The following is an 18056-nucleotide window of genomic DNA, read 5'->3' as shown; positions in this document are numbered from 1 at the left end:
CGTATCCCGTAAGGAGATCAGCCATGTCTCACCCCGAACTCACCCTGTCCGCCGACCGCTTCGACGTGTTCATCTCCGACGAGGGCACCGCCGTGATCGACGGCGAGGCCCTGTTCCCCGACGCCGGCCGGTCCGTGCACGAGGCCGTGCTCGACCTGTTGCAGCGGCGTGCGGCGGAGCGCGGGAGGGCCGTCGAGGCGACGGTGAACGACCGCCCCGGCACCGAGCACTTCGTCCTGGAGGTCGCGCCGGACGGTTCGAGCCGCATCGTGACGCGACCGGACTCGGGGTACGAGGATCCGGGGTACGAAGATCCGGATGCCCACCACGACTCGTCGGACGTCACGGACGTATCAGAATCCCTTACGGACGTACCGGAATCCCTCGCCGATCGCGTCCAGCGCATCAACGTGTCCCTGGCGGAGGGGCGGCTCGACGAGGCGTTCGTGCTCGCGACCGCGTTGCGCGAGCGCCTCACCCACACCGAGGGTGCCGAGCATCCGCACGCGCTGGAGGCCCGGGCCATGGAGGCGTACGTGGCGTATCTGCGCGGCGACCACCGGCAGGCCACCGTGCTGGCGTTGGCCGTCGCCCGGATCCGCTGCCGGGACCGGGATTCGCGGGCCGCCGAGGATGTGGCCCGCGCGGCGGCCGCCTGGCGGCTGCTCGACGACGACCTGGCGGCGGTCGCGCACGGACGTGAACTGCTGCACATGTGGGACCGGTTGGAGCATCAGGGCCTGCTGGACTCCACCCACGCCGAACTGGCCCGCGTGGTCCGCTGCCACCTCGACGGACTGGAGGCGGCGGCGGTCGCCTGAGATCCATTCGTGGACGAGACCTGGACGTGCCGTGTACGGGTCGTGGATCCCTTGTACATCAGCCGTCAAACGAACATGGACCGTCCCTCGGAACACTCCGGTGACTCCAGGACCGGAAGGACCCATTCGACCAACCGGCCCTGGATTCACGGAACTTCTCGGCCCACGGGGGGCCGACATCCCGAGGAGGCACCATGAACCTGACCGTCATCGGATCGGCGAGCGCGGTCACACCTGAAGAGCGGGCCCTGCGCGACCTCTACGTCGAGCACGGCCCCGCCCTCTACTCCTACGTCCTGCGCCTGCTCGGCGGAGACGCGCACCGCGCGGAGGACGTCATCCAGGAGACGCTGCTGCGCTGCTGGAACAAGAAGAACCTGACCGACGACGAGGGCATGGCCGTACGGCCCTGGATGTTCCGCGTCGCCCGCAACCTCGTCATCGACGGGCACCGCACCCGCATGGCCCGCCCGCTGGAGGTCGGCGGCACCACCTGGCTCGGCGAGATGTGCGCCGAGGCCGACGACATCGACCGGATGCTCAACTCCCTTGTCCTGCGGGACGCGTTGAGCTCCCTGTCGCCCGCCCACCAGGAGGTCCTGCGCGCGACGTTCTTCGCCGACCGCACCACCCAACAGGCCGCCGACGCCCTTGGCATCCCCCAGGGCACGGTCAAGTCCCGCGTCTACTACGCCCTGCGGTGCCTGCGGCTGGCGTTGGACGAGCGGGGGGTCGCGGTGGAGCGGGGGGCGGGGGAGAAGACGGCGGAGAGGCAGACGGAGAGGCAGACGGAGAGGCAGACGGAGAGGCAGACGGAGAGGCAGACGGAGAGGACGGCGGCCTGACCGCACCGGTCGGGGGCGCCGCTACCCGTCCGGTTCCACGTCTTCTCCTTCTCCTTCTACTTCTACTTCTACGTCCAGTTCGCGCAGGGTTCCGCGCAGGTCGCCCGCCTCCGGGTGGGCGATCTCCTCCAGCAGGGCGAGGGCCTTGAGCCAGGCGGCGCGGGCCGCGAGCCGATCGCCGGCGGCGCGGTGCGAGGCTCCGATGTGGCGGAGGGTGTCGGCCTCCAGGTAGCGGTCACCCATCTCCTGGTACAGGTTCGCCGCCAACTGGAAGCGCTCGATGGCCGCGTCGTACCGGCCGAGGTGGTGGTGGGCGTAGCCGACGCTGTCCAGCGCCCCGGCCTCGCCGAACGGGTCGCCGATCTCCTGGTGCAGGGCGACGGCCTTCTCGCAGTGCTCCAGCGCCCGGTCGTGCTCGCCCATCAGGATGTACGTCCAGCCGACCTCGTTGAGCACATAGGCCTCGCCGCTCACGTTCCTGATGTTCCCCTCGGCCCGGTACACCTCGCGGGCCCGCGCGTAGTGGCCCAGCGCTTCGCCGTGTCGGCCCGCCCGGTTGGCCAGGATGGCGAAGTAGCGCAGGGTGCGTGCCTGGCCGGGGGCGTCGTCCGCGGCCACGAACAACTCCAGTGCGGCGCGCAGGAGTCGTAGAGCCTCGCGTTCGCGGTGGAAGCGGGAGTGGCTGAAGCCCAGGCCGCGCAGGGTGAGCGCCTGGGCGACGCGGTCGCCGAGGGCGCGCGCGGCCCGCAGCGCGGCGATGTTCATCTCCATCAGGTCGTGCCAGAAGCCGAGCCGGTCGAAGGCCAGGTACAGGGCCCAGGTGGTGCGCCACGCGTGGTCGTCGAAGCCGTGGGAGACGGCGTGTTCGACGACGGCCCGCAGCACCGGCCGCTCCGCGCGCGCCCAATCGGTGGCTTTTTTGCGGCTGTTGAACCGCAGCGGCGTGCTGTCCGTTGTACGGCTCGGCAGCGGGATGGTTTCCCCGAACGGCGTGAGGACCGAGGAGACGTTGTGGGCGGTGTGCAGATAGTGGTCGTGCATCCGCAGCAGGGCCGCCCTGCGCGTGTCCTGCGTGTCCTCGGTCTCGGCGACCTCGGCGGCGTAGGCGCGCAGCAGGTCGTGGAAGACGAAGCGGCCGGGCGCCCGTTCGCTGAGCAGGCTGGCCCCGGTGAGCTCGGTCAGCAGGGCGCGGGCCCGGCGCGGCTCCACACCGGCCAGGGCCGCGGCCGCGGCGGTGCCGATGTCGGGGCCCGGGTGCTGGGAGAGCCGGCGGAAGAGTTCCGCGGCGGGGGACGGCAGGGCGTGGTACGACCACGAGAACACGGCGCGAGCGTCCGTCTGCACGTCGTCACCGACGAACGCGTCCAGGCTGCCGTGGCCCTCCCGCAACTCCTCGGCGATGTCCGCGAGCCGGAAAGCCGGGTGATGCGCGGCGCGTGCCGCCACGATGGCCAGCGCCAGGGGCAGCCGCCCACAGAGTCCTACGATGTCGTCCGCCGCGTCGGGTTCGGCGGCCACCCGCGTCTCGCCGAGCCGCCGGGTCAGCATGCCGAGGGCCTCGTCGGCCGACAGCAGCCCCAGCGAGAGCGGATGCGCGCCGTGCCCGGCGACCAGGCCACTCAGTCTGCTGCGGCTGGTGACGATGACCAGGCAGCCAGGGGTGCCGGGCAGCAGCGGCCGTACCTGTTCGGCGTCGCGGGCGTTGTCCAGCACGATCAGTACGCGCCGGTCCGCGAGAAGACTGCGGTACATGGCCTCCTGCGCGTCGAGCCCTTCGGGCACGGCCTGCGGGACCACCCCGAGCGCCACGAGGAACGTCTCCAGCGCGTCCGAGGGATCCATCACGGAGCCGTGCTGGTCGTAACCGCGCAGGTTGACGTAGAGGCTGCCGTCGGGGAAGCGGTGGGCGACGCGGTGGGCCCAGTGCACGGCCAACGTGGTCTTGCCGGCCCCGGCCATCCCGTCGATCACCCCGATGACGGGCGTGTCCGGATCGGCATCGGAGGGCAACAGGGCGTCGGCGACGTCGAGTTCGGCGGATCTGCCGGTGAACATGGGTAGATCGGTGGGGAGTTGGGAGGGGCGCGGCATGCCGGCGGCGGCGCGTAATCGGCGGTGATCGTCGGGGGGCGAGCCGGTCTCGACGCCGACGCCGATGCCGACATCGATGCGGGTGTCGGCGTCGGTATTGCCGTCCTCCGGCTCCCCGGCCAGCAGTCGCGCGTGCGCGGCCCGCAGGGACGGGCCCGGTTCGATGCCGAGTTCTTCTACGAGGATGCGGCGGGTGTCGGCGTAGACCTCCAGTGCCTCGGCCTGTCGCCCGCTCCGGGAGAGGGCGACCAGCAGCAGTTCGCTGACGGCCTCGCGCAACGGATGGGCGTCCCGCAGCGCCACCAGTTCGGGTACGGCCGCCTCGTGCCGCCCGAGTTCGAGCTCGACACGGAGCCGCAACTCCAGTGCACCCAGCCGCCGTTCCTCGAGATGCGTCCGCTCGGTCTCGGCGTACGGCCCGGGGACTCCGCCGAGCGGCGTGCCCTGCCAGGCGGCGAGCGCGGTGCGCAGCAGCTCAGCGGCGGCGAGGTTGTCGCCGAGGGCGCGACGGGCCCCAGCCTGGCTCACACTGTCCTCGAACTCGTCGAGATCGCTGGAGACCGTCTCGGTCCGCAGGGCGTACCCGTCACCGATGGACACGACAAGCCGGGGCGGCTCACCCTGGGCCCGCTCGGGCTCAAGAAGCTTCCGCAGCCGCGAGACATACGTTCGCAACACCGACACCGCGCCGGACGGCGGTTCGTTCCCCCAGATCCCGTCCACCAGGTCGTCCACCCCGGCCACGCGCCCCCGACGCAACAGCAACACCGCGAGAACGGCCCGCTGTTGGGGCGACCCGAGCGTCAACTCGGCATCTCCACGCCAGGCTCGCAGCGGACCCAGCAGCGAGAAGCGAAGGGCGTCCTTGTCCTTTGGGGAGTCCGTATCCAAGACCTTCACCTGACCTCCACGCCTCCGGACAGTAGTGACCGGGTGCGTCAACGTCACGTCGGCGTGGCCGATCTTGCGCGCGAGTGGCCGGGGGGTGACGGGGCGGAGGCCCTGCTTGTGACGGTTGGTTACGGAAGTTGACACAGTGGCGTGATGTGAAACACACGGTTCTGTACGGCAGTTGAGCGGTAGGGCGCGATCGCGCCCCGGGATGCGAAGCTGCGTATCGGATCGAACGTCTGGGGGCTGCCGGTGAGTGCGCAGGACGTCGTGAGTGTTTCCGTAGCGGTGCTGGTGCCTGTAGTGACTGCCGCCACGGGGGTGGTGAGCCTGGTACTGCAGGATCGGCGGCTGCGTCGGAGTCGGGTGGGGCGCCGCCGACTTGCCTTCGAGGACGCGTCCCGGCAAGTGTCCTTCGCGGCCGACTGGTGGGCCGCGCAGCAACTGCTCCCCGCCGAGCCCGAAACGCTCCGGCGCGGGCAGGAGATGGCGCAAGCCTGGCTCAACCAGGCATCCGAGTTGGTGAACGGAGCCGAGCGCGCGTCCACCGACGAGGAACCGCAGGTCTCCGTCAGCAGGTTGCTGTTGCTCTATCGGTTGCACAGCCGTCTGGCGAAGGTCCTGCGACTTGGCTTCTATGTGGCACTGGGCGCAATGGCCTGCTGGAGTCTGATTCTGATCTCCGAGGTGTCCTCACACGGGTCAGGGGATGCCGTGACCGGAGAGACGGTGACGATCGTGCTCATAGCGACGGCGCTACTGCTCCTGCGTTTCTGGGCCGTCTCGGCAGACGCCGCGGTCCGGCGCGCGGAGCACTGAGCGCCTTCGCCCTGGCTCAGACGGTCGCGGGAGCGTGGGCGTGGACCATGAGCGTGCCCAGGTTGCCCGGCTCCGGGGCTTTGAGGACCTGGGCGTCGATGTCGGTGAAGCCGTGCCGTTTGAGGATGTCCGCCCACATCTCGGGGGTGTACTGCCAGCGCCGTACGGTCAGTTCTCGCTCGCGGCCTTCGAGCCACTTGCCGCGCATCTGCTGGGGGCCGTAGGAGCCCGCGACCGGTTCGGCCTGCGAGAACGCGAAGATCCCGCCGGGGGCCAGCCGCCCGAAGACGCAGGGAAACAGGTCCTCGGGGTCCGTGAACCACACGGCCCCCCAAACCGAATAGATCGCGTCGTGCTCCTGAGGGGCTGACGAGAGGTAGGCGCAAGCTTCGCCCTGCACGAAGGACAGCCCGGGGGTGCCCCTCCACCAGGCTCGGGCGCGTTCGGTCTGGACAGGGGAGAAGTCGACGCCGGTCACCTCGACACCCTTGTGGGCCAGGTGGGCGGCTTCCTTGCCCTCCGCCGGCCCGAGCTCCAGCGCACGGCGGGGGCTGCCGAGGACCTCGGCGCCGGGCCCGTGCCCGGGATACTGCGTCCAGTCGAACCGGTCGGCCTGCGGGGCAGATTGGGTGCCCTCGCCCTTGTAGGGCTTGTACTTGTCCCAGTATTCGGCCGGTGTCATGGGCGCGTGGGGCATGAGACTCCTCGGGAGAACGGAGCGACCGGTGTCCGTTGAGCTGGACACCGTATCGGCGCTCCCTCCCGTGCGTGGGTGAATGCCAACACCTCACCCGGACGCGCACGCGAACGGGCCCGAGTGCGCTCATGGCGCCCCGGGCCCGGCCGTTCAGATCAGTGGCAGTTCGCCCCCGGACTGCATGGCCCGCACTTGCCGTAGTCCCGCTCCCACAGCTTCCAGTCCACGTCGAAGCCCGCCTCGGCGATGATCTGGGCGGTGCGCTCCACCGAGCCGTCGTACTTGAACTCGATCTCCGGAATGTGTTCCAGGAACCTGCCGCCGAAGTGCTCCGCGCAGAACTCGCGGTAGTTCTTCGTGTCCAGGATGAAGACGTGAACCGCTAGGTCGACCAGACGGCCACAGCACATCTCCAGGCCCTGGCCCCACTTGTCCATGGCCGTGATCAGGTACGAGACGGCCGCGCCGAACAAGCGGTTGGCCATCACTTCGTCTACGGGGTGATCCCGCATCAGGAGCAGGATCTCCCGGTCCCACACGTCACGCCGTACGTAGTCCCGCGGGTCACGGACTTGGGTTTCGACTGCTGTCGCCATGCTGTCCTCCGTGATGTCGTTTCGGGTCGGCCGCCCAGAGCGGGCCCGTGGTTGAACGACACCATCAGGGAGCGACTCGCGGTGATCAACTGCCTTGGTGCGCAAGCGATTTGCAGAGAGTGCACACTCCGTCGACGCCCCTTCGGACGCTCGCTACCGTGGGTAGACCCGGCCCTCGGTCAGTGGGAGGCGTCATGCGCACGGTCGACCCGCTGTGGAGCTCCGCCAAGGTTCGTGCGCTCGTCGACCGCGGCGACCTCGGAGGGCTCATTCGCCTGGGCCGCATCGGTCGGGGATGGCGGCAAGCCGATCTGGGCACCCGGCTCGGTTGTTCCGCCTCCACGGTTTCCCGAATGGAGCAGCGGGGCGGACGAGCGGCTGACCTGCAACTCCTGCGAAAGGCCGCCCGAGAGGTCGGAATGCCAATAAATGTCCTAGGTGCGGCACTCGGATTAGGCGCTCTGCAAGCCACTAGAGTTGCGTCGGACGGTCCACGTTGCGTCGAGGAGGACCCAATGCGCCGCCGCACACTGCTCGCAGCCGCCGCGCTGGCGGCCCCCGCTCAGCTCCTCGTCGGCATGGACGACGCCCTCGCGATCACCCCCGCTCCGACCGGCTCGGCTGTCCCTCTCGACACCCGCCTGGCGCGAGCGCGCGCCCTCTTCGATGCCGGCAAGTACGCCGATCTCTTGGAAGCGCTGCCCGGGCTGCTCGCCGACGTGCACGACGGCGCCCGGTCTCGTGCGGACCTCGCGCACGCCCGCCTCTCGGCTTGTTACAGCCTGGCCGCTCAGGTCCTGGTCAAGATCGGACGCTACGACAGGGCACGGCTCACCGCCGACCGGGCCACCGTCTACGCAGGCCTCTCCGGCTCGCCACTGGTGGCCGCGGCTGCTGCCCGAGAGCTGAGCATCGTCCTACGCCACCAGGACCAGGCCGCCGCCGCGCAACGCCTCATCCTTGACGCCGCGACCAAGGTCGAGGCCACCGGTCTTACGACCCCCGCACAGGCGGCGGCGTACGCGCAGATGTTGTGCACCACCTCCTATACGGCGGCGCGGGCCGGAGACCGCGACCAGGCCCAGGCCATGATTCGCGAAGCCTCCAAGGCCGCGCGCCGACTTCCGCAACAGGCCCCGCCCGGGCGCCTGTTCCCCATCACTCCCGCAGCCGTCGACCTCTATGAAGTCGGCGTTCATTGGGCGCTCGGCGACGCCGGGGCCGCGCTCGATGCCGGCCGCGCGCTGCACGCGGACCAGTTCCCCACGGCCGAACGCAAGGGGCGGATGCACACCGACCTTGGCCGCGCATGGTGGCAGTGGGGCAAGCCCGAGCAGGCCGCGCACGAACTGCTGTCCGCCATGCGCGTCTCGCCGGGCGAGGTCCGCGACCGCCCGGCGATCCGAAAGATTGTCGGAGACCTCGCTACGCGACACCCGCGGGTGAGCGGCGTCCGTGAGCTGGCCGCAGCGACGAGCGTCCGGAACTGACCGTCCTCCTTGGATCACCGGTCAGCCCGCCGATCCCAGCCGAGTAAGCGCCCCGTTCGTCAGCCGGTACACCGTCCACTCGTCCTGCGGCCGGGCACCCAGGGACTCGTAGAAGTCGATCGCGGGTCGGTTCCAGTTGAGGACGGACCATTCCAGGCGCTCGTAGCCGCGCTCCACGCACAGTCGGGTCAGTTCTGTGAGGAGGGCCTTGCCGTGGCCGGCTCCTCGGGCGGTGGGGCGGACGTAGAGGTCCTCCAGGTAGATGCCGTGGACGCCGCGCCAGGTGGAGAAGTTGAGGAACCAGAGTGCGAAGCCGACGGGTTCGCCGGTCGTGTCGTCGGTCGCGATGTGGGCGAAGGCGGCCGGCCGGTCGCCGAAGAGGGCCTCGTGCAGTTGCTCGGGGGTCGCCTTCGCCTCCTCCACCGCCTTCTCGTACTCGGCCAGTTCGCGTACGAGGGTGTGGATGACCGGGATGTCGGCGGGAGTCGCGGTGCGGATCATAGGGCGAGGCTAGGACCTGTCCAACCTATGAGGAGTGGGCCCGGCCGGCCCTAGCCCTTCAGCTCCGGCTTCCAGTCCTGGGCGAGCAGCCCGAGCAGCACCTCGTCCAGGAACTCGCCCAGCACCCAGGCCGAGGAGCGCAGTACGCCCTCGCGGACGAAGCCGTTGCGTTCGGCGGAGCGCAGCATCGGGGTGTTGTCCGACAGCGTCTCGATCTGCAGTCGCTGCAGGCCGCGCACGATGAAGCCGTAGTGGCACAGGACCGCGACGACGTCGGTGCCGTAGCCCTTGCCGCGGGAGGCCGGCAGCAGGCCCAGCCCGATGTGGGCGTTCCGGTTGTGGTTGTCGATGCCCCACAGATTCGCGGTGCCGACCAGCGTGCCGCCCTCCAGCTCCACCACGGAGAACGGGACGTGCCCCTGCTCCTTGTCGTCCACCACGAGCCGCGGGTCCTTCGAGCCGGGCGTGATCGGCCGCCACGGCCTGCCGTCGGCCCGCGAGCCGTTGACCACGTCGTCGTAGAGCTCGGTCCGCAGGATCGGGATGTCCTCATCGTGCCGAGCCCTGAGCCCGACCTTGCTGCCTCTAAGCATGCAAGCTTCCTATCCGACCGGCCTCTTTGACGGCAAACCAATATCCCTCAGCCGTCGGGCGATCTCCATCTGCTCCGGGTTCAGCGGACGGCCCTCCTCCGTCTGCCACACAGAGTTCTGCAGCACCCGGCCCAGCGTCCACGCTCGCGCCCGGTTCCGGTCCAGGCCGAGCACCTCCGTCATGGCGTCGAAGCGCCACCGCACCTCGTCCGCGTCGAAGCGGTTCCACAGGGCGGGGAGGAGGTCGAAGCCCGGGTCGCCCGCGAGCGGTTTGGGGTCGATGGCGAGCCAGGGGGCCCGGTCGGAGGCCAGGACGTTCTCGAAGTGCAGGTCCCAGTGCAGGAGTCGGTCGCCGGGCTCGGCCGCGACCTCGCGCACGGCCGCTGCACAGTCCGCGAGCAGCCGACGTTCGGATGGGTCGGGGACGCGGGGCAGTGCCGTCGAGGTCCGTTCCAGGAGCCGCGCCGCGATGTCGCCGAGGCGCCGCAGACCGGGCGGGGCCGGGACGGCCGTGAGCCGGGCCAGCAGCCGGGCGACGACGAGCGTGGCCTCGCGCGAGTCCGGCAGGCCGGCCAACTGCCGCCCGGCAACCAGCCGTTCGAGCAACAGCGTGCCCGTCTCGGCATCGGATTCCAGTAGTCGTACGGCCCCGTCGCCGTCCCATGTCCGTAGCGCGACCGGCTCCCCTACGGTCTCCTCGTCCACGTCCTGGAGCTTGAGCACGGCCCGTGTTCCCTCGGCCCGTCGCACCACCGGCAGGACCAGCGCCCACATGCCGCACATCGACGGCCCGTCCAGCCTCAGTTGCCAGAGGTCCAGGAACCGTGCGGCCCGCGTCGGGAGTTCGGCGACGAACGCCCGCCCCGCCTCCCCGCCGAACCGCTCGTGCCGGGCAATCAGCTCGTCCGGAATGTCGATCACGTACCGGACGTTACCGGCGTGCGTGAATCGGCTCATGCGAATGCGAATCAGCCGGGGTTTCCACAGGGTGTGGACGCGCGTCGGGGCGTACGTCCGCAGCGCCCCCGGCACGTACACCTGGCTGGCGATCCTCTTCGTCACCTCCGTGGCCATGCACCACATGTCGCCGGAGTTCGAGACCGAGTTCCTGCGGCAGCGGTCGACGAACATCCACGAGCTGTCCAGCAACCCGGTGCGGGTGCTGATCGCCAGCGCCATGTGGATCGACGGCGGGATATGGCTGCCGTACGCCGTCCTCTACTCCGTCTTCCATGCGCCCGCCGAGCGCTGGCTCGGCACCGCCCGCTGGCTGTTGGTGTGCGCGGCCGCGCACGTCCTGGCCTCGCTGATCAGCGAGGGCGCGCTGCTGTGGGCGATCCGGCACGACATGGCGCCCGGGTCGGCGGTCAACACCCTTGATATCGGGGTGAGTTATGCCCTGGCCGGGGTCGTTGCCGTGCTGACGTACCGGATCCGGGTGCCGTGGCGTTATCCGTACGTCTTCGGAGTGCTCCTCGTCTACGGGGTGCCGCTGATCACCGGGCGCACCTTCACCGATCTCGGGCATTTCACCTCCGTGCTGATCGGACTGGCCTGCTATCCACTGGTCCGGGGGCGGACAGGAGTGCGGAATCCGAAGGAGACAGCGACCGCCCTCAGGGATTAACGTCCCGGCCATGAACAGCTCGGCAAGCCAGGTCGTGAACGGCGGCATCTCTTTCTGGTACGCGGACGACGGTATCCCGGCGGCCCGCGAGCCGCTCACCGGTGACGCCTCCGCCGACGTCGTGATCGTCGGCGGCGGGTACACGGGACTGTGGACCGCCTACTACCTGAAGAAGGCGGTGCCCTTCCTCCGGATCACCGTCCTGGAGCAGAAGTTCTGCGGCTACGGCGCCTCCGGCCGCAACGGCGGCTGGCTGTACAACGGCATCGCGGGCCGCGACCGGTACGCGAAACTCCACGGCCAGGACGCCGCCGTACGACTGCAGCAGGCCATGAACGACACCGTCGGCGAAGTCGTCCGGGTCGCCGGGGAAGAGGGCATCGACGCCGACATCCAGCGCGGCGGCGTCCTCGAAGTCGCCTGTACGGCCGCCCAGTTGGCGCGACTGAAGGACTTCCACGCGCACGAGCTGTCGTACGGCGAGAAGGACCGCGAGCTGTACGGCGCCCGGGAGACCGCCGAGCGGATCAGGGTCGCGGGCGCCGTCGGGTCGAGCTGGACGCCGCACGGTGCGCGAGTGCACCCGGTGAAGCTGGTGAAGGGGCTCGCGGCGGCCGTGGAGGCGCTCGGCGTCACGATTCATGAATCGACTCCGGTGACGGAGATCCGCCCGAAGCACGCGGTGACGCCGTACGGCACCGTCCGGGCGCCGTACGTCCTGCGCTGCACCGAGGGCTTCACCGCGAGCCTGAAGGGGCAGAAGCGGACCTGGCTGCCCATGAACTCCTCGATGATCGCGACCGAACCGCTGACCGATGAACAGTGGGCGGCCGTCGGCTGGGACGGGCGCGAGACGCTGGGCGACATGGCGCACGCCTACATGTACGCCCAGCGCACCGCCGACGGGCGGATCGCGCTCGGCGGGCGCGGGATGCCGTACCGCTTCGGATCGCGCACCGACAACGACGGGCGCACCCAGGACGCGACGATCGAGGCACTCCGCGACATCCTCGTCCGCTTCTTCCCGACGCTCGCCGGACTGCGCATCGAGCACGCCTGGTCGGGTGTGCTGGGGGTGCCGCGCGACTGGTGCGCCACCGTCACCCTGGACCGGTCGACGGGCCTCGGCTGGGCGGGCGGCTACGTCGGCTCCGGCGTCGCCACCGCGAATCTGGCGGCGCGGACCCTGCGGGATCTGGTGCAGATCGACTCCGGGCAGGGCGGCCCGACTGAGCTCACCGGTCTGCCCTGGGTCGGTCACAAGGTGCGCAAGTGGGAGCCGGAGCCGCTGCGTTGGCTGGGGGTGCACGGGATGTACGCCACGTACCGTGCGGCGGACCGGCGTGAACTGACCACGCACAGCGCGGAGTCGTCGCGACTGGCGCGGTTCGCCGACCGGATCGCCGGGCGGAGCTAAGCCTGACGCAAGATCAACTCATGCAGAAACCACGCCAGTTGGTGCATACGTGGCTACCATGAAAGGTTCCACCGCCTGACATTCAGCTCCAGGCGCGGAAACAGGGGAAGCCTGTCCCCGGCCGGTGGCCCGGGGGACCTTCGGCCGGGGACGGGCGCTTCCCTCCGCAAGCGGGACCGGTGCTCCCCTGCATCGCGTCTCGGGCGGGTCCTGTTCGACTTCATGGACCCGTCGTCCGCGTTGGAGCTGAAACCCAGGAGGTCGGACGATGTCCGAGAAGAAGCGTGGTTGGCGTCAAGAGTTGGCAGAACGGTTAGCCGTCGCAGTGGCCGCGAAAGTGGTCTGGGGCCTGATCGTGGAGCTGCTGCTCCGGCCGCACGACTGAACCCGGCGTCATGTTGCGGTGCCCCGGTCGCCTCTGCGCCGGGGCATCGCCCTTTGCCGGGCGGCGCTCAGGCCACCGATTCCGGTACGGCCTCCTCCTCCGCCGCCGGAACCCCCTGCTTCGGCGCCTTGGCCGTCACCATCAGCCCCGCGACCAGCCCGGCCAACAGCATGATGCCGACGGCACACCAGATGGCGACCGTGTAGCCGTGCACGACGCCCTCGCGGGCGATCAGCTCGCGCTGGGCCGGGTCGTGGAGGTGGGCGGCGATGTAGGCCGTGCTGCTGGTGGTGGCGATCGTGTTGAGGAGGGCCGTGCCGATCGAACCGCCCACCTGCTGCGAGGTGTTGACGGTCGCCGAGGTGACGCCCGCGTCCTGCGGGGCGACGCCCGCGGTGGCGGTGGCGAAGACCGGCATGAAGGTCAGGCCCATGCCGAGGCCCATCAGGAGCAGCCCGGGCAGCAGTTCGGTGGCGTACGCCGACTCCACGGTCAGCTGGGTGAAGAAGAGCATGCCGCCCGCCGCGAGGATCATGCCCGGCACCATCAGGGCGCGCGGCGGCACGCGGTTCATCAGCCGGGCCGAGATCTGCGTGGAGCCGATGATGATCGCCGCTGTCATGGGCAGGAAGGCCAGGCCCGTCTTCACCGGCGAGTAGCCGAGGACGACCTGGAGGTAGTAGGTCATGAACAGGAACATGCCGAACATGCCGACGACGGCCAGGCCCATGGTGAGGAAGCAGCCCGCGCGGTTGCGGTCCTTGACGATGTGGAGGGGGAGCAGGGGGTGCGTCGCCCGCGCCTGCCACCGCACGAAGGCGACGAGCAGCACGACCCCGCCCACCAGGAGCCCCAGGACCAGCGAGTCCGACCAGCCGCGCGACTCCGCCTCGCTGACGCCGTAGACGATCGCGACGAGTCCGCCGCAGCCCAGCAGCACACCGGGTACGTCGAGCCGGGCGCCCGTGTTGCCGGGCCGGTCGTGGAGCAGGGCGAAGGCGCCGAAGACGGCGACGACCGCGATGGGGATGTTGACGTACAGGCACCAGCGCCAGTTCAGGTACTCGGTCAGCAGGCCGCCCGCGATGAACCCGATCGCCGATCCGCTGCCGGCCAGCGCGCCGTAGATCCCGAAGGCCTTTCCGCGCTCCCGTGGGTCGGTGAAGGTCGTGGTGAGCAGGCTGAGCGCGGACGGGGCGAGTACGGCGGCGAAGGCGCCCTGGAGCGCGCGGGCCCCGAAGAGCATCCCGGAGCTGGTGGCCGCGCCGCCGATCGCGGAGGCCGCGGCGAACCCGATCAGCCCGAAGATGAACGTCCGTTTCCGCCCCATCAGGTCGGCGATCCGCCCGCCCAGCAACAGCAGCCCGCCGAAAGCGAGCGTGTACGCGGTGATGACCCACTGCCGGTTGCCGTCCGACATGTTCAGGTCGGCCTGGGCGGACGGCAGGGCGATGTTCACGATGGTCGCGTCGAGGACGACCATCAGCTGCGCGAGGGCGATGACCACCAGACCCCACCAGCGGCGGGGGTCGGCGCCCGGGTCCGCGTCGGTTTCACCTGTTCGGGTGACACTCACCCGGCCAGAAGACCATGAATCGGGAGCTGTCGCATCTTTCGCATTCTGGGGAGTGATCTTCCTGCTCACGGTTCCAGCACCACCTTCCCGGTCGTTCCCCGCGTCTCCAGTGCCCGGTGCGCGGACGCCGCCTCGGCGAGCGGAAAACGCCGCACGGCAGGGACGAGCCGCCCCGCGGCTGCCTCGGCGAGGGCGCGCAGTTCGAGGGTGCGGATGGGACTCGGCCCGCCGGCCCGCCGCATCATCACGGGCCCGAGCACCTGCTCGGACACCCCTTCCACTGCATACGGCGCACCGCTTGACCACCCGAAGACGAGGTGCTGCCCGCCGGGCCCGAGCAGCCCGGTCGCGTGCCGGGCGACATCGCCGCCCACCCCGTCGAAGACCACGGTGGCGTGCCGCCCGCCCAGCCAGGCGCGGACCTTCTCCGGCCACTCCGGGTCCGTGTAGTCGACGGCGAGATCGACGCCGTTCGCCTGCACGAGGGCGACCTTCTCCGGCCCGCCCGCGAGCCCGATGACCGTGGCGCCGGCGTGCCGGGCGTACTGCACGAGCAGGGTGCCGAGCCCACCGGCGGCCGCCGGAACCACGGCCACGGAGTCCGGCCCGAGCTCGCTGAACTGCACGATCCCCATGGCCGTACGCCCTGTCCCGATCATGGCGACGGCCTGCGCGAAGTCCAGATTCCCGGGGATCTCGTGAACGCTGTCGACATCGGCGACGGCCAACTCGGCGTAACCGCCGGGCGCGAACCCGAGATGGGCGACCACGCGCTTGCCGAGCCACAGCCCGGCGACCCCTTCACCGAGCGACTCGACGACGCCGGCGACTTCGCGGCCGGGGATGGTGGGGAGGGTGGGCGGCTCGGGCAGCGGCCCTTGTTCGCCTCTCCGCAGGACGGTGTCCAGGAGGTGGACTCCGGCCGCGGCAACGGCGATACGGAGCTGGCCGGGGCCGGGGAGGGGATCGTCGGCGTACTCGTAGCCGAGGTTTTCGGCCGGACCGAAGGTGTGCAGTCGTACGGCGTGCATATGGGCCCCCATAGATATGCGCTGGTTCTCTGATGGATGCGATACGTGCTGGTTCTCTGTGGGTAGGAGGCCCACTCTTCAACCTCAAGCATGCTTGAGGTCAAGGGTTCGCCGACCCGGGGACAAAGCCAGTGATACGGCCGTCAGGGCGCTGTTGAAGGAGACCTCGGACAGGACACCGGGCGCCGCGACCTGGTCGCCGGCGAGATAGACACCGTCGCCGCGGTCGATGGCGGGCCGGTCGCGCCAGCTGGTGCCGGGCAGGTCGACGGCACCGGTACGACCGTCGGCGACGGCCTCGCGCCGCCACATGACCCGCTCACGCCAGCCGTCGAAGGCCAGGTCGAGAAGGTGCTCGGCACGGGCGATGCCGTCGGCGCGGGACTCGTGCGGGGCGATGGGAATCTGCCCTTGGAGGAGCTGTTCCCCGGCGGGAGCGAGGGACCGGTCCTGTGCCGTGAACCGCTCGATCCATCCCGGGGCGTCCAGATCGGAGACGGCGAAGGCGTCACCGCGCCGGGTGCGCAGGGCGAGATCGATGAGGGCGGTACGGCCGCTGGTCCAGGTGAGGCTGTCGTCCCTGAGGAGTCGCCGGGCGGCGTCGAGGGAGGTGGCGACGACGACGGGTGTGTCGGTGGGAAGGACGTCGACACGGGACAGGGTCTCCATGCGTACGCCCAGATTCCAGGCGCGGGCGGCCATCCGGTCGATCACGTTCGCCCAGCCGCCGCGCGGATAGTGGGCCTCGGGCGGCAACTTGGTGGCCCGGCGCAGACGTTCCTGCACGAAGGCGGCGGACAAGGCGCCGGGGTCGTGGTGGAAGAGGGCGACGGCGGAGTAGTGGGCGGCGGCCCGGGCCCCTTCCTCGCCGGCCTGCTCGGTGGCCCAGGTCATGAAGTCGACGTCCACGGGGGCCTGTTGGGGAGTCCTCCGGAGCAGCTTGAGCATGGCGAAGGGCGGGGTGCGGCGCAGGACGCCGTGATGCCGTAGCCGGAGCCGGGCGGCCTCCAGGGGTGGGAGTGGGGCGAGCGGTCCGATGAGGTCGCGCTGCCGGAGCCAGGCCCAGTGCGGGCCGCCGCTGTAGAGGGCGTGCGGCCCTTCGTTCGTCCGGTACGGCCCTTCGGCGGTCCGCGCCCGCCCGCCCAGGGTGTGGTGGGCCTCGTACACGGTGACCTTGGCGCCCGCCTCGGCAGCGGTGACGGCGGCGGTGAGTCCGGCGAGGCCGCCGCCGATGACGGTGATGCGGTGCATGGCTGGGGGTCTCCCTTTGGTTGGGGGTCGCCTTTCTGCGTTCCTTGTGAGTACGACTGGTTCGGGCCCCGGAATGTGACATGGGCGGCGTTTTCGCAGGTCAGGGAGGGGTGGGGGCGATTGTCAGTGGTGGGGTGCAGCATGGGGGCATGGCGAGGAGAGCGGCAGGTGGAGCGGGCGGGACGGGCGGTGCCGACAGGCCCGGCGGGACCGGGGTGAAGGCGGCGCGGCGGCCGGAGGTGCGGTTGCCGGTGCTGGAGCCCTGGAGGGGCGGGGAGTTGGAGCCGGACGGGGACTACGACGGGCTGGAGATCCGGGAGGCGGACTTCGTCGGGCAGGACGGCGTGGGCGCACGCTTCATGGACTGCGCGCTGACTGGCTGCGCCCTGGACGAGACCCGCCTGCACCACGCCCGCCTCCTCGACTCGGTCCTCACGGGCATACGAGGCGTCGGCACCGACCTCGCGGAGTCGACGTTGCGCGATGTCGAGGTGCTGGACCCCCGCATGGGCGGAGTGCAGCTGCACGGCGCCGTCCTGGAACGGGTCCTGGTCCGCGGCGGCAAGATCGACTACCTGAACCTGCGCAAGGCGAGACTCCGGGACGTCGTCTTCGAGTCCTGCGTCCTGGTGGAGCCGGACTTCGGGGGCGCCCGCCTGGAGCGCGTCGAGTTCGTGGACTGCACGCTGAAGGGGGCGGACTTCACCTCGGCGACGCTCGTGGACGTCGACCTGCGAGGCGTGGCGGAGCTGGGGATCGCGAGGGGGGTGGACCGACTGGCGGGGGCGGTGATCAGCCCGGCGCAACTGCTGGATCTGGCGGCGGTGTTGGCGGCGGAGATGGGGATTCGGGTGGAGGGGTGAGGGGTGAGGGGCGGTGGGATAGGGGGTCTGGGGGCGCAGCCCCCAGGGGGAACCCCGGCTCAGGACACCCGGGGAAAGCGAGCCTGCAACGTCCAGATGGCCGGGTTCTCCGCGAGGTCGTCGTGCAGATCGACCAGGTCGGCGATCAGGTCATGCAGAAAGTCCCGAGCCTCCCGCCGCAGCTCGGCATGAGAAAAGCTGAGCGCAGGCTCGTCGGCAGCCATCCAGTCGGCCTCGATGTCCACCCACCCGAACCGCCGCTCGAACAACATACGGTCGGTGGACTCGGTGAAGTCCAGCTCGGCCCGCTGCGGCCGCGCCGCACGCGACCCCGCCGGATCCTGATCAACCTGCTCCACGATGTCGCACAACGCCCACGCGAAGTCCAGCACCGGCACCCATCCCCACGCTGTGGACAGTTCCCGGTCCGCCTTGCTGTCGGCGAGATACACGTCCCCGCAGAACAGGTCATGCCGCAGCGCGTGGACGTCCGCACGCCGGTAGTCCGTCTGCGGCGGGTCCGGGAAGCGGTTGGAGAGGGCGTAGCCGATGTCGAGCACGT

The 18056-nt window shown here is 70.3% G+C and carries 17 protein-coding genes; 7 read left to right on the top strand and 10 right to left on the bottom strand.

The features are described 5' to 3' along the window. Positions 1–23 precede the first annotated feature (23 nt). A complete protein-coding gene (locus AC5DRG_RS24205) occupies positions 24–821 on the top strand; it encodes a hypothetical protein (RefSeq protein ID WP_491812725.1) in 798 nt (265 codons plus the stop codon). A gap of 194 nt (positions 822–1015) precedes the next feature. After that, on the top strand, positions 1016–1666 hold the full coding sequence (locus AC5DRG_RS24200) for a sigma-70 family RNA polymerase sigma factor (RefSeq protein ID WP_491812724.1): 651 nt from the start codon (positions 1016–1018) through the stop codon (positions 1664–1666). Positions 1667–1687: 21 nt separating this feature from the next. Here AC5DRG_RS24200 and AC5DRG_RS24195 read toward each other — a convergent pair whose 3' ends face one another. Beyond that, on the bottom strand, positions 1688–4657 hold the full coding sequence (locus AC5DRG_RS24195; protein ID WP_491812723.1) for an AfsR/SARP family transcriptional regulator: 2970 nt from the start codon (positions 4655–4657) through the stop codon (positions 1688–1690). Between the two features lie 261 nt (positions 4658–4918). Here AC5DRG_RS24195 and AC5DRG_RS24190 point away from each other — a divergent pair, with 261 nt between their 5' ends. Continuing rightward, on the top strand, positions 4919–5467 hold the full coding sequence (locus AC5DRG_RS24190) for a hypothetical protein (protein WP_491812722.1): 549 nt from the start codon (positions 4919–4921) through the stop codon (positions 5465–5467). 16 nt (positions 5468–5483) lie between these two features. On the opposite strand, the gene AC5DRG_RS24185 is transcribed toward AC5DRG_RS24190, so the two are convergent. Further along, positions 5484–6164: a class I SAM-dependent methyltransferase gene (locus AC5DRG_RS24185; protein WP_491812721.1), complete on the bottom strand. Its 681-nt coding sequence runs from the start codon at positions 6162–6164 to the stop codon at positions 5484–5486. A gap of 155 nt (positions 6165–6319) precedes the next feature. Next, positions 6320–6760: a UCP032817 domain-containing protein gene (locus AC5DRG_RS24180; protein ID WP_491812720.1), complete on the bottom strand. Its 441-nt coding sequence runs from the start codon at positions 6758–6760 to the stop codon at positions 6320–6322. A 194-nt stretch (positions 6761–6954) separates the two neighbouring features. Here AC5DRG_RS24180 and AC5DRG_RS24175 point away from each other — a divergent pair, with 194 nt between their 5' ends. Continuing rightward, positions 6955–8250 (top strand): helix-turn-helix domain-containing protein, encoded by a 1296-nt coding sequence (locus tag AC5DRG_RS24175; protein WP_491812719.1) that lies wholly within the window; start codon positions 6955–6957, stop codon positions 8248–8250. Between the two features lie 21 nt (positions 8251–8271). On the opposite strand, the gene AC5DRG_RS24170 is transcribed toward AC5DRG_RS24175, so the two are convergent. Genes AC5DRG_RS24170 through AC5DRG_RS24160 form a run of 3 tightly spaced genes read right to left on the bottom strand, consistent with a single transcriptional unit; the run spans position 8272 to position 10301 of the window. Then, entirely contained in the window at positions 8272–8751 is a 480-nt protein-coding gene (locus AC5DRG_RS24170; RefSeq protein WP_491812718.1) for a GNAT family N-acetyltransferase, read from the bottom strand. 50 nt (positions 8752–8801) lie between these two features. Next, complete coding sequence (locus AC5DRG_RS24165; RefSeq protein WP_491812717.1) at positions 8802–9344, bottom strand: GNAT family N-acetyltransferase; 543 nt, start codon at positions 9342–9344, stop codon at positions 8802–8804. Between the two features lie 9 nt (positions 9345–9353). Next, positions 9354–10301, bottom strand: a complete 948-nt coding sequence (locus AC5DRG_RS24160) for an aminoglycoside phosphotransferase family protein (protein WP_491812716.1) — start codon at positions 10299–10301, stop codon at positions 9354–9356. A gap of 4 nt (positions 10302–10305) precedes the next feature. Between AC5DRG_RS24160 and AC5DRG_RS24155 the strand changes: the two genes are divergently transcribed. Together AC5DRG_RS24155 and AC5DRG_RS24150 are read left to right on the top strand one after the other, a co-directional pair. Continuing rightward, positions 10306–10971, top strand: coding sequence for a rhomboid-like protein (locus tag AC5DRG_RS24155; protein ID WP_491813132.1), 666 nt, complete (start codon positions 10306–10308; stop codon positions 10969–10971). A gap of 10 nt (positions 10972–10981) precedes the next feature. Then, entirely contained in the window at positions 10982–12388 is a 1407-nt protein-coding gene (locus tag AC5DRG_RS24150; protein ID WP_491812715.1) for an NAD(P)/FAD-dependent oxidoreductase, read from the top strand. Positions 12389–12840: 452 nt separating this feature from the next. Here AC5DRG_RS24150 and AC5DRG_RS24145 read toward each other — a convergent pair whose 3' ends face one another. The 3 genes from AC5DRG_RS24145 to AC5DRG_RS24135 all read right to left on the bottom strand — a co-directional run bounded on the left by AC5DRG_RS24145 (position 12841) and on the right by AC5DRG_RS24135 (position 16631). Then, positions 12841–14349, bottom strand: coding sequence for an MFS transporter (locus AC5DRG_RS24145; protein ID WP_491812714.1), 1509 nt, complete (start codon positions 14347–14349; stop codon positions 12841–12843). Positions 14350–14414: 65 nt separating this feature from the next. Beyond that, a complete protein-coding gene (locus tag AC5DRG_RS24140; protein WP_491812713.1) occupies positions 14415–15380 on the bottom strand; it encodes a zinc-binding dehydrogenase in 966 nt (321 codons plus the stop codon). An 84-nt stretch (positions 15381–15464) separates the two neighbouring features. Continuing rightward, a complete protein-coding gene (locus AC5DRG_RS24135; RefSeq protein ID WP_491812712.1) occupies positions 15465–16631 on the bottom strand; it encodes an NAD(P)-binding protein in 1167 nt (388 codons plus the stop codon). 215 nt (positions 16632–16846) lie between these two features. Between AC5DRG_RS24135 and AC5DRG_RS24130 the strand changes: the two genes are divergently transcribed. Beyond that, the gene (locus tag AC5DRG_RS24130) at positions 16847–17494 is read left to right on the top strand and encodes a pentapeptide repeat-containing protein (RefSeq protein WP_491813131.1); all 648 of its coding nucleotides are present in this window, start codon (positions 16847–16849) and stop codon (positions 17492–17494) included. Between the two features lie 59 nt (positions 17495–17553). Here AC5DRG_RS24130 and AC5DRG_RS24125 read toward each other — a convergent pair whose 3' ends face one another. Then, entirely contained in the window at positions 17554–18054 is a 501-nt protein-coding gene (locus tag AC5DRG_RS24125; RefSeq protein ID WP_491812711.1) for a hypothetical protein, read from the bottom strand. Positions 18055–18056: the final 2 nt, after the last annotated feature.

It is taken from the genome of Streptomyces sp. JLBG701 (assembly GCF_058544905.1).
Note: the sequence above shows the minus strand (reverse complement) of the source record. Positions and strands in the feature narration are given on the sequence as shown.